Genomic DNA, 9,773 nt, shown 5'->3' with positions numbered 1-9,773 from the left:
CAATTCAGCCATGACCGAAGATCAGTCCCGCATTCCCGCCCGCGCCCTGCTGCGTCGCCGCCAGGACGGCGAACTCATTGACGTCGCCGGTGTCGCGCACTTCTTCCGGCTCACCGCCGAGCACACGGACGGGCACTTCGCCTTCGAGGAGTTCAGCCTCGCCCCCGGGACCATTGGTGCCCGGCCGCATGTGCACGACGGCCACGACGAGTACTTCTACGTCCTCGAGGGCGAGTTGACGCTCCACAACGGGGACGGTGAAGTGACCGCCGGTCCCGGGGATCTGCTCGCCGCCACCCGCGGCACCCCGCACGGTTTCCGCAATGCGGGTACGGTCGTCGCCCGCGCCCTGTGCCTCTACACCCCGGCCGGCTACGAGAACTACTTCCGCGACGTCCACGCCGCCGTGAGCGCCGGAGCCGAAGCGACCGACGAGCTGCTGGCCGAATTCCGCAGCCGTTACCGGACCAGCTCCTACCCGGTTCCCCCGGAGAAGTCCTAGCGGAAGCGTCGTCGGACGAATGTGCGAGGATCCCGGGGTGAATGATCTATGCGTTCGCCCCGCCGCCGAGGCCGATCTGGCCACCCTCGTCCGCCTCCGCGACGACGCGGCACGCTGGATGCTGTCCCGCGGCATCACTGGGCAGTGGCGGCCGGGAGAGCTGGACGAGGACCACTTCCGCCGCATCATGGCGCATGGCGAGGTCTGGCTCGCGGAGGCAGACGGGCGCACCGTCGGCGCCTGGGAACTGTGGTGGGAGGACGAGGACGCCTGGGGCCCGCAGCCGCCCGTGGCCGGATACGTGCACCGGCTCATGGTGGACCGGGGCACCGCCGCGCCGGGGACCGGGCGGCGGCTGCTGGGGGCCGCGGAACGCCGAGTGGCTGCGGTGGGACGGACATGCGTGCGCTTGGACTGCTTGGCCGGTAATGCCCAGCTCAACGGCTACTACCGGGAAGCCGGTTACCGAGTTGTGGGCCACAAGGAGGGCAAGCCGCAGCCGGGCGGGGCGCCCAAGTCGTTCACGCTGCTGGAGAAGGAGCTTCGGCCCATCCTCTAGCCGAGCAAGTGGCTGATGCCGCCCTGTCCGTCCGTGCCGTTCCAGATCACGGCTCCCACCCAGATCGGGAACCAGAACACCTGATCCGGCAGGACGGCGGCGGCGAGGAGCCAGAGCACTGGCAAGAGGGTGAAGAACAGGCAGCAGCAAAAGCCGGCTCTGCCGTCGGATGAAGGCTGTGATGTCGAGTTCTCGGGCACCCGGAGAAGCTACGTGGTGCCACCTCTCGGTTGGCTCTTGGGTCGTCGGTCCACGAGACCGTCACCTCGCGCCCCTACGACCACCTCGTCGAGAAGGCGCTGCCCTCCTCCTTCACTGGGACCGATCTCGACGAATGGCTTCGCGCCCGCGGCATCGGCACGATCACCATCGTCGGTAGCACGGAGGCGGGGCGCCGCCAGGCGGCCGAGGTCTGACGCAGAGTTTCGCGCAGTACAAGGCCCCGGCCCGCAGCCGCCGGGGGATGCCCTGACCTGCGGAGACACAAAGCCGGGTGCGACACCGGAACCTTGCCATCTCACTTGAAGTTGTCGGCGGAGCGGGAGCGGCGGTCTCCCCTTCGCGCGAGGCTTGTGCTGGACTGTCCCGACATAACCCGTACACGGCAATGGGGTGAATGCGATGCCTCTTGAGGGCGAGTACGAGCCGAGTCCGGCGCAGTGGGTGCGCGAACAGGTCGAGCTGTATGAGAGTTCGGGTGGCACACAGGGCACAACGCTCTGGGACACGGGCCTGCCGATCGTCATTGTCACGATGCGCGGCGCGAAGAGCGGCAGGATCCGCAAGATTCCGCTGATGCGCGTGGAGCACGAGGGGCGGTACGCGGCGGTGGCCTCGAAGGGCGGCTTCCCGCGCCACCCGGTCTGGTACTTCAACCTCAAGGCCGACCCGCAGGTGGATCTCCAGGACGGCCCCAGACGCCAGGGCATGATGGCCCGTGAGCTCACCGGGGACGAGAGGGCCCAGTGGTGGCAGCGCGCGGTTGCCGCGTATCCGCCGTACGCCGAATACCAGGAGAAGACCGACCGCGTGATCCCGGTCTTCGTACTCGAACCCGAGCACCTGGCCGGGCCGGCGAAGGCCCCGGCGCCGACGAGGAACTGAGCTTCGGACCCCACTCGCTCGGCCCGGCAAGGCGCCGCGCGGCTGGGAGAGGACTCCTCACGCGCCCGAATCCCCGCGGGTACATCGCGGGCTGTCAGGCCGGGGAGTCCTCGTTGGCGCAGGTCAGCCAGGACCGGGTGATCGTCCTTGCCTCGTCCGCCTGTTCTGGGGTGACGACGCCCTCCATGTCCGGGCCGCGGCCCAGGAATTCCCTGACGCGTTCGCGTTCATCGGCGCTGACTACCCAGATGGACGAGGTGGAGGATCCGTCGTCGTGCCAGTCGAGCACGCTCAAGGTATGCCGGTGGGTCATCGCGTCCTCCCAGCTCCTCGGTAACGGGATGCTCAGAGCGGCCTGACGTTCTCGGCCTGCAGTCCCTTCTGGCCCTGGGTGACGTCGTACTCCACCTTCTGGTTCTCCTCCAGGGAGCGGTACGAGCCCGGGCCTGCCTCGATCGCCGAGAAGTGGACGAAGACGTCGGCGCCGCCGTCGTCCTGCTCAATGAAGCCGAAGCCCTTCTCGGCGTTGAACCACTTGACCTTGCCTGTAGCCACGGCCCCTCCTGAGGGGGGTGAGGGCGGCGTCCCGCTGATTGATCAGCGGATATACCGCCAGACAGCGACTGCCGGTTCCACGGTATCGCCGACGCCCCCTCGCCGCGCGTCACCGGAACTCGCAGCGCAGGATCCGCCCCATGTCGCGGAATCCGGGGGTGTGTGCCAGCACCCGCATGGCCAGCCGGCCCGTACCCGACGTATCGGCGCTGCCGACCACATCGAGGCCAGCTCCCACAACCCGCCGAGGTAGTCGTCGGCAGACCGGCGCAGCAGCAGGACCGGCCGCCTTCTTGCGGCCGGTACTACGGCGACCCGTCTACGCGGCGGGGGTGAGTTCGGCGCGGCCGAACAGCAGCGCGTAGCCGGAGGGGAGCTGGTGGAGGATGCGGGTCAGGAGGTCGGGGCCGGCACAGGCCGCAACGGCGGAGAAGACGGAGCCGGTGTCCCAGCGGGTGGTGGCGAGGGAGGCGCCGGTGCGGGCGGCGAGGTCCTTGACGAAGGCCCATCCGGTCAGCGGCTGCGTGTCGGGGATCTGCGCGGTCAGGACACGTGCGGCCTCCAGGGGCAGCCGGGCGGCCAGGTCGACGCGTTCGTCGCCGGTCAGCTGGCGTCCCAGCCCCGCCAGGACCAGGCGGACAGCCTCCTCGGCTTTCTCGCGGGTGGGGTAGGCGCCTTCGTAGCGGACCTTCTCCAGCATCTGCTCATACGCCGTCCCGTATGGCTGCTGGTGCTCGAGCGGTACGCGCACGTCGGTGATCACTGCGGTGCATGCCTTTCGTGGAGCCAGGGTGATGTGGTGCCGGTGTGCGGCACCGAGCCAGTGGTCAGGTGGGCTGGGGGTGGCCGAAGAGGAGGTCGTAGCCGGCGGGGAGCTGGAGCAGGATCTCTTTGAGGAGGTCGTCGCCGGCGGTGTCGGCGACCGTGGACAGTACGGCGCTGACGTCCCACGTCGCGGTCTGCTCGGTGGCGCCCTCGATCCAGGCTGCGGTCGCCCGCACGAACCGCTCCGGCGACAGCGGTTCGGCGCTCTGGAGCGGGTTGAGGAGGATCAGGGCGAAGCCCTCCGGCAGGCGGGCTGCGAGCTGGGCGCGGACTTCGCCGACCAGGTCCGCGCCGAGCAGGGCGAGCACCACGCGGGCGGCGCGCTCGGCTTCCTCCACAGTGTCGTACTCACCGCGTTCCTTCACATGGTCGAGGAACGCCTCGCGTCGCAGAGTCATCTCGGCCATCACCCCTTGTTCTTCGGACTGCCCACGGGGGTGCGGAGGGCGGGATGAGGGGAAGATCAGGTGCCCTCCGCACCCGTCCGGCCGGTGTCAGCCGGAGATCTCCTTGCGGCCGGATCCGACGCCGATGGAGATCTTGCGGGGCTTGGCACGCTCGGCGATCGGGATGCGCAGGGTGAGCACGCCCGCGTCGTAGTCGGCCTGGATGTGCTCGGTGTCGAGGGTGTCGGCGAGCACGATCTGGCGGGAGAAGACGCCCAGCGGCCGCTCGGACAGCTCCATCTGCACGTCGTCGGACTTCGCCACCGGCCGGCGCTCGGCCTTGACGGTGAGCATGTTCCGCTCGACGTCGATGTCGATCGCGTCCGCGGTGACGCCGGGAAGGTCGAAGGCCACCACGTACTCGTCACCCTCGCGGTAGGCGTCCATCGCCATCGCCGACGGCCTCGACCAGGTGCCCGGGCCCATCAGCTGCTGCGCCAGACGGTCCAGCTCACGGAAGGGGTCAGTGCGCATCAACATCGTGAAAACACCTCCAGCAGGTTCGGGCAGTTGCTGCCAATGCGCCTCACTCACACCGTTGTAACATGTCATCCAATGGATGACAAACATGATGTCGTCGACATGATGACAACCCGAGGGAGGTGTCCGTGACCCCGGCCGGCCAGCCGCCCACGACCAGCACGAATGCCCGCATCCCGGCGTCGTTCCTCGCCGCCGCGGCGGCCCTCAACGCCATAGACGACGCCCTGCGTGACGCCCGGCGAGAGTCCCCGGACACCCCCGATGTGCCCGGTCCCGAGCCGGAGCAGGCGCTGGCCTCCCTGCTGCTGCTGCGGCAGGTCCGCGAGCAGCTCGCCGGATGGGAGACCGGTCTGATCGAAACCGCCCGCGACGCGGGCGCCAGCTGGGCCGACCTCGCCCACCCCCTCGGCGTCGCCAGCCGCCAGGCCGCCGAGCGCCGCTATCTGCGCGGCCGTCCCGGCCCCGCCGGGACCACCGGCGAACAGCGCGTGACGGCCACCCGCCAGGCTCGGGCCGCCGAGCGCAGCACCGCCACCTGGGCCCGCCGCAACGCAGCCGACCTGCGCCGCATCGCCGGCCAGATCACCGCCCTCACCGATCTGCCCGCCGCAGCACGGCGTCCGCTCAGCGAGCTGCACGCGGCCCTCGCCCACGACGATCCCGCCGACCTCATCGCCCCCCTGGCCGCCGCCCGCCCCCACCTGGCCGCCGCCCACCCCGACCTCGCCGCCCGGCTCGACACCCTCACGTCCCCCTGATCCCGCCCATCGCCGCCCCGTTGTCCACGGTGCACCGCGACATGGCCAGGGCCGGCCGGAGGTCGATCGACCGTTACTGAACGTAGTCAGTGCTAGCCGAATCGCGGATTTGCTACCACTTCATTGCTGATGGAGTCGCGGATCCTAGAGGGTCATAGGCGGCCTTGGCCGCGACCAGCCGGGGCAAGTTGTCGCCGTAGTAGGCGCGGCCGGGGTTCCGGAGGTACGGGTCGGCGTAGTTCACGTACGCGCTGTCGTTCGTCCACGGGGCCATGGCCTGCCGCAGTTCCTGTTGCCAGCGGACCGCGCCGTCCAGCGAGGATCCCGGGGCGAGTTCGCTGTAGTACTGGCCGCTGAACAAGGCCGAGCGATAGGCGAATGCGGTGGCATGCGGAGCGACGCGGCCGATGGCGCCGCGCATGCTGTCCAAGAGGACGTAGTCCGATCCGCTGTCGGCGGCCCGGCGGCTGACGCTGCCGGTCAGTGCCTCGATCCCGGCAGCCGACAGCCTGCGCAGGAAGAAGTTGGACGCGGCCACGAACTGCTCCCGTTCCACCTTGCCGTCCGGCGTCTGGCCGGGCAGATGGCATTGCGACAGAGTGTCGCCCTCGCACTTGGCCGCCGCGTAGATCATGTCCCGGTAGGAGCCGACGCGGCTGGATGTCTCGGTCGGACTCTTCCCGACGATTCCGGCGAGTTCACCGGCGGTCTCCGGTCTCTTGCCGAGTACGACCAGTTTCACGCGGATCGAGCACTTGCCGTGGTCTTCGGCGGCCAGGGAGAGACTGGACCAGACCTCGTCATCCTGGGTCGGCGCCCACCGCTGCCAGGCGGCGACGACGTGCGCGGCGTCGGTCCAGTCCCAGTGCAGCACGGCTTGCGTGACGTCGGAGGTCGGGTGGGTGAGGTAGGTGAATTCGGTGACCACTCCGAAATTGCCGCCGCCTCCGCCGCGCAGCGCCCAGAACAGCTCCGCTTCCTGCTCGCCCGAACAATTCCGGATGCGGCCGTCCGCAGTGACCACTCGGGCGGCTGCCAGCCGGTCGCAGGTCAGCCCGTAAGCCCGGGTGACCGGCCCCAGGCCGCCGCCCTGGGTCAGCCCCGCGACGCCGATCGTCGGACAGGTCCCGCCGGGAATGGAGCGTCCTTGGGACAGCAGTGCCTCGTACACGTCGATGAGCACCGCGCCCGCACCGACCGCGGCACGGTCCCCGTCGACGCTTACCGACTTGATGCGCGACAAGTCGAGGGTGATGCCGGGGCTCGTCGACCATCCCGCGTAACAGTGGCCACCGCCGCGGGCGGCCAATGCCAGGCCGTACCGGCGGGCGAAGGCGAGGGTGTGCACCACGTCGGATTCCTGCTGTGCGAACACCACGGCCTGCGGGTGGATGTCGAAGCGCGCGTTGTACGGCAACCGGGCCTGTGCGTATGCAGCGTCGTCCGGACGGACGACAGTGCCCGCGAGGTCGCGGGCGAGCCCGGCCCAGTCCGCCGGACCAGGGCGCGAAGCCGTGTGGTTGCCTGCGCCGAAGCAACCGACTCCGACCGCACCGACTGCTGCTCCGAGCAGGCCGCGTCGCCTCATGGAAATCTCCCGTGACGGTGGAATCGGTGTTTGCGGGCAAGGCTATCGAGATGTGGTGGAATCCTCCTGAACCGGATCGAGGGAGCCCGCTTTGATTCGGGATATGAGGGGGCGGAGTCTGGCGGGGGTGATGGCGAGTATGACGTCGGGGGTGTCGCTCTCGCGGAGGCGGAGGGTTCCGGCGCGGGCTATGTAGAGGCAGGCGTTGCCTTCGCCGCTGAATGATGACTTCTGCCAATTTATGCTGCGCACGTCAGTTTCCCTTGAGTGACTGCATGATGCCGTGGATCAACTTGCGTGACTCGGTCGAGTCAAGTGCGACTGCTTCCATGCGATCCAGAACGACACGGTACTTTTCCAGCAGGGCCTCGGCGTCGATGAGTTCTGAGCCGTGCTCTGTATCAAGTTGCACGGTGTCGAGCTGAGGTACTGGGCCGGTCGCGTAGAGGATGGTCTGGCCCGATCCAGGAAATGCGCCGGCGTCGAACGGAATAACCAGCACGCGAATGTGCTCGCGCTCGGACATGTCGAGGATGTGTTGCAGCTGTTGCAGCGCCGTGGACGCTCCCCCGAAGCGCATACGTAGAGCGGCTTCATGGACGATGGCTGTGTACGGTGTCGGCTCGGCGCGGTAGAGCACTGCCTGCCGTTTGACCCTGTGCGAAACGCGATGTTCGACCTCGGGTGGCGAAAGTGGTGGCACGACTTGCCGGAAGATCTCGCGTGCATGCTCGGCGGTTTGTAGCAAGCCTGGTAGGTGGGCGACATAGGCCGTGCGCAGGGCAACCGCGTGATGTTCAAGTTCTGCAAGGTCGAGGAGCCCCGTGGGCAGGATGTCCCGATACTCCTCCCACCAACCCCGCTTGCGTTCGCGGGCCATGTTGATGAGTGATTCTACGAGTGCCTCGTCGGAGCATGAATAGTTGCGTGCCAACGCGCGTACACGGTCGGGGCTCACCCCGAAGCGGCTTGCCTCGATGTTGCTGATCTGCGCCTGGTTGGTGCCGAGGAGGCGGCCGGCCTCCGTAGAAGACAGTCCGGCGCGCTCGCGCATCTTCCTGAGTTCGGCCCCGAAGCGGACCTGGCGTGCAGTCGGACTGTTCCTGACTGGCATGTGCTGGGCTCTCTCTGTCCGTACACAGTGCGCGGGTGTCACCCACGCGAGTGGATGCTCTATAGATTCTGCCGAATCCGCTGAATACCTTTTGCGGGCGACGCTACGGTGTGACCCAAGCCACTCAACCCGTAACTCCGCCAGGAGACCTCCATGGCCACCGTATCGCCGCCGCACCCCTGGTCGTACACCCTCGAACTGCCCCGTGACCCACGCGCACCCGGCATCGCCAGGATCACGCTTCGAGCTGTCCTGGACAGTCACAACATGTCAGAACTGATCTACCGCGCCGAGCTGTTGGCCAGCGAGCTGGTCACCAACGCCTGCCTGCACACCAACGGCCCCTGCACGCTGCGGCTGAACGGTCGCGAGGACGGGCGCCTGCGCGTCACCGTATGGGACACCAGCCCCGTCGTTCCCCCGCTGTTCAGCCCGGGGGAGGGCCACACCAGGTGCCGTCCCGACGGTGAGGCCGGGCGCGGGCTGTGGCTCGTACGGCTGCATGCCGACGCCTGGGGCAGCCACACCTACGACAACCGCCGCTTCGGCAAGTCGCTCTGGTTCGAGCTGCTGAACGCCGCCGATTGCGCCGAGTGCGGCGAGCTGGTCACGGCGCAGCGGGCGGCCGTGGACCGCGGTGACAGGGTGGAGGCCGTAGCCGCGACGATCGAGGTGTACGGGCACTACCGCGAGGCTCACTTGTCCCATGCGGGAGACGCGTGGTGAGCGGCCTTCGGGCAAGCGACTGCCGGCACGTACGAGGCTGGACCCACGCCCGAGGCGAATCGCGCTGCGACGGGTGCGGCACCCGGCGGTTCACGGACTACGGCGCCCTGCGGCCCAAAGAGCTGCCGGACGCCGTGGCGCCGAGCGCAACCGATCGTCGTGCAGCCGATCGCGCCGCGGCCTGGTGGATCGCGCAGACCATGCGCGGCGTCACCCACTGGGGCAGGGGCTGTCAGGGCCTGCGCTCCTGGCGGTAGCGCCCCGCCGAAGTCCCGTACTCGCGCTTGAAGGCATGAGCGAACGCGAACTGCGAGGTGTAGCCGACCCGTTCGGCGATGGTCGCCAGGGTCGCGTCCGACTCGCGCAGCAGTCGGGCCGCCAGGGTCAGTCGCCACCACGTCACATACGTCAGCGGCGGTCTGCCGGCCAGCATCGTGAACCGGCGGGCGAACGCCGCCCGGGACAGGCCGGCCGTCGTCGCGAGTGCCGCCACCGTCCACGGCCGCGCCGGTTCCGCGTGCAGGGCGCGTAGCGCGGTGCCCAGTGCCGGGTCGGCCAGGGCCTTGCACCAGCCGGTGGTCGTCTCGGCGGATCGCGCCTCGTACACGGCGCGCATCAAGTAGACCAGCAGCAGTTCGAGGAGGGCGGGCAGGGCGGCGTCCGTGCCCACGCCCGGAGACTCCAGTTCACCGCTGAGCAGCCGGATGGTCGTGTGCAGCGCCGGGTGCTGTGCGGCGCGCGCGGACAGTGGGATGACCTCGGGGAAGTCCTGCACAAGGGGGTGTGCCCGGGCCTGGTCCATCCGGTAGCCGCCGCTCAGCAGCACCGCGGGCACGTCGGCGCAGGTCTCGGTGAGCGTGTGCGGGGTGCCGTGCGGCAGGTAGACGGCGTCGCCCTTGCCGAGCGTCACCGGCTCCCCGGCACGGTGCCTCAGCCGGCACGAGCCGTCCAGCACCACGTGGAAGCCCACTCCTGCGAAGGGGGCGACCTCCGTCGTCCACCGTCCCTGCTGCCTGCTCAGGGACGAGTACGGGCGGCCGGTGCGCAGGGCGGAGAGGGTGTCGCTCAGTACGTCCATGTGGAGAGCGTACGGACGAGTGAGACGATCGCGTA

The 9,773-nt window shown here is 69.0% G+C and carries 18 protein-coding genes; 7 read left to right on the top strand and 11 right to left on the bottom strand.

What is annotated here, in order from left to right; translation table 11 throughout:
- Positions 1 to 10: 10 nt before the first annotated feature.
- Together AC1Z4A_RS09425 and AC1Z4A_RS09420 are read left to right on the top strand one after the other, a co-directional pair.
- Positions 11 to 502 carry a cupin domain-containing protein gene (locus AC1Z4A_RS09425; protein ID WP_483677431.1) on the top strand — a complete coding sequence of 164 codons (492 nt, stop codon included), beginning with the start codon at positions 11 to 13 and terminating at the stop codon, positions 500 to 502.
- Between the two features lie 19 nt (positions 503 to 521).
- Positions 522 to 1,061, top strand: a complete 540-nt coding sequence (locus tag AC1Z4A_RS09420) for a GNAT family N-acetyltransferase (RefSeq protein ID WP_483677430.1) — start codon at positions 522 to 524, stop codon at positions 1,059 to 1,061.
- Here the strand turns inward: AC1Z4A_RS09420 and AC1Z4A_RS09415 are convergent.
- Positions 1,058 to 1,180: a hypothetical protein gene (locus AC1Z4A_RS09415; protein WP_483677429.1), complete on the bottom strand. Its 123-nt coding sequence runs from the start codon at positions 1,178 to 1,180 to the stop codon at positions 1,058 to 1,060. The two genes, AC1Z4A_RS09420 and AC1Z4A_RS09415, sit on opposite strands and share 4 nt — an antisense overlap.
- A 111-nt stretch (positions 1,181 to 1,291) precedes the next feature.
- Between AC1Z4A_RS09415 and AC1Z4A_RS09410 the strand changes: the two genes are divergently transcribed.
- Complete coding sequence (locus tag AC1Z4A_RS09410; RefSeq protein ID WP_483677428.1) at positions 1,292 to 1,477, top strand: isochorismatase family protein; 186 nt, start codon at positions 1,292 to 1,294, stop codon at positions 1,475 to 1,477.
- Between the two features lie 205 nt (positions 1,478 to 1,682).
- Positions 1,683 to 2,165, top strand: a complete 483-nt coding sequence (locus AC1Z4A_RS09405) for a nitroreductase family deazaflavin-dependent oxidoreductase (protein WP_483677427.1) — start codon at positions 1,683 to 1,685, stop codon at positions 2,163 to 2,165.
- A gap of 94 nt (positions 2,166 to 2,259) precedes the next feature.
- On the opposite strand, the gene AC1Z4A_RS09400 is transcribed toward AC1Z4A_RS09405, so the two are convergent.
- The 6 genes from AC1Z4A_RS09400 to AC1Z4A_RS09375 form a co-directional block, all read right to left on the bottom strand.
- Positions 2,260 to 2,478: a hypothetical protein gene (locus AC1Z4A_RS09400; protein WP_483677426.1), complete on the bottom strand. Its 219-nt coding sequence runs from the start codon at positions 2,476 to 2,478 to the stop codon at positions 2,260 to 2,262.
- A 32-nt stretch (positions 2,479 to 2,510) separates the two neighbouring features.
- Positions 2,511 to 2,720 carry a cold-shock protein gene (locus tag AC1Z4A_RS09395; RefSeq protein WP_483677425.1) on the bottom strand — a complete coding sequence of 70 codons (210 nt, stop codon included), beginning with the start codon at positions 2,718 to 2,720 and terminating at the stop codon, positions 2,511 to 2,513.
- 109 nt (positions 2,721 to 2,829) lie between these two features.
- The gene (locus AC1Z4A_RS09390) at positions 2,830 to 2,958 is read right to left on the bottom strand and encodes a hypothetical protein (protein WP_483677424.1); all 129 of its coding nucleotides are present in this window, start codon (positions 2,956 to 2,958) and stop codon (positions 2,830 to 2,832) included.
- Positions 2,959 to 3,039: 81 nt separating this feature from the next.
- Positions 3,040 to 3,483, bottom strand: coding sequence for a DUF2267 domain-containing protein (locus AC1Z4A_RS09385; protein ID WP_483677423.1), 444 nt, complete (start codon positions 3,481 to 3,483; stop codon positions 3,040 to 3,042).
- Between the two features lie 64 nt (positions 3,484 to 3,547).
- Entirely contained in the window at positions 3,548 to 3,943 is a 396-nt protein-coding gene (locus AC1Z4A_RS09380; protein ID WP_483683543.1) for a DUF2267 domain-containing protein, read from the bottom strand.
- A gap of 96 nt (positions 3,944 to 4,039) precedes the next feature.
- Positions 4,040 to 4,471 carry an Hsp20/alpha crystallin family protein gene (locus AC1Z4A_RS09375; protein WP_483677422.1) on the bottom strand — a complete coding sequence of 144 codons (432 nt, stop codon included), beginning with the start codon at positions 4,469 to 4,471 and terminating at the stop codon, positions 4,040 to 4,042.
- A 128-nt stretch (positions 4,472 to 4,599) separates the two neighbouring features.
- Here AC1Z4A_RS09375 and AC1Z4A_RS09370 point away from each other — a divergent pair, with 128 nt between their 5' ends.
- Complete coding sequence (locus AC1Z4A_RS09370) at positions 4,600 to 5,232, top strand: type III effector protein (protein WP_483677421.1); 633 nt, start codon at positions 4,600 to 4,602, stop codon at positions 5,230 to 5,232.
- A 112-nt stretch (positions 5,233 to 5,344) separates the two neighbouring features.
- On the opposite strand, the gene AC1Z4A_RS09365 is transcribed toward AC1Z4A_RS09370, so the two are convergent.
- Genes AC1Z4A_RS09365 through AC1Z4A_RS09355 form a run of 3 tightly spaced genes read right to left on the bottom strand, consistent with a single transcriptional unit; the run spans position 5,345 to position 7,934 of the window.
- Positions 5,345 to 6,820, bottom strand: a complete 1,476-nt coding sequence (locus AC1Z4A_RS09365) for an FAD-binding oxidoreductase (RefSeq protein WP_483677420.1) — start codon at positions 6,818 to 6,820, stop codon at positions 5,345 to 5,347.
- A 42-nt stretch (positions 6,821 to 6,862) separates the two neighbouring features.
- Positions 6,863 to 7,072: a DUF397 domain-containing protein gene (locus AC1Z4A_RS09360; protein ID WP_483677419.1), complete on the bottom strand. Its 210-nt coding sequence runs from the start codon at positions 7,070 to 7,072 to the stop codon at positions 6,863 to 6,865.
- Position 7,073: 1 nt separating this feature from the next.
- Positions 7,074 to 7,934: a helix-turn-helix domain-containing protein gene (locus tag AC1Z4A_RS09355; RefSeq protein ID WP_483677418.1), complete on the bottom strand. Its 861-nt coding sequence runs from the start codon at positions 7,932 to 7,934 to the stop codon at positions 7,074 to 7,076.
- Between the two features lie 153 nt (positions 7,935 to 8,087).
- Here AC1Z4A_RS09355 and AC1Z4A_RS09350 point away from each other — a divergent pair, with 153 nt between their 5' ends.
- Both AC1Z4A_RS09350 and AC1Z4A_RS09345 read left to right on the top strand, forming a co-directional pair.
- Positions 8,088 to 8,660 carry an ATP-binding protein gene (locus AC1Z4A_RS09350; RefSeq protein ID WP_483677417.1) on the top strand — a complete coding sequence of 191 codons (573 nt, stop codon included), beginning with the start codon at positions 8,088 to 8,090 and terminating at the stop codon, positions 8,658 to 8,660.
- The gene (locus tag AC1Z4A_RS09345; protein ID WP_483677416.1) at positions 8,654 to 8,917 is read left to right on the top strand and encodes a DUF6255 family natural product biosynthesis protein; all 264 of its coding nucleotides are present in this window, start codon (positions 8,654 to 8,656) and stop codon (positions 8,915 to 8,917) included. The genes AC1Z4A_RS09350 and AC1Z4A_RS09345 overlap by 7 nt, the downstream gene beginning before the upstream one ends.
- Here the strand turns inward: AC1Z4A_RS09345 and AC1Z4A_RS09340 are convergent.
- Positions 8,893 to 9,738 carry an AraC family transcriptional regulator gene (locus tag AC1Z4A_RS09340; RefSeq protein WP_483677415.1) on the bottom strand — a complete coding sequence of 282 codons (846 nt, stop codon included), beginning with the start codon at positions 9,736 to 9,738 and terminating at the stop codon, positions 8,893 to 8,895. The genes AC1Z4A_RS09345 and AC1Z4A_RS09340 overlap by 25 nt on opposite strands.
- Positions 9,739 to 9,773 lie beyond the last annotated feature (35 nt).

Source organism: Streptomyces sp. 17_S59 (assembly GCF_056930295.1).
This window is presented reverse-complemented; position numbering and strand designations above follow the sequence as displayed.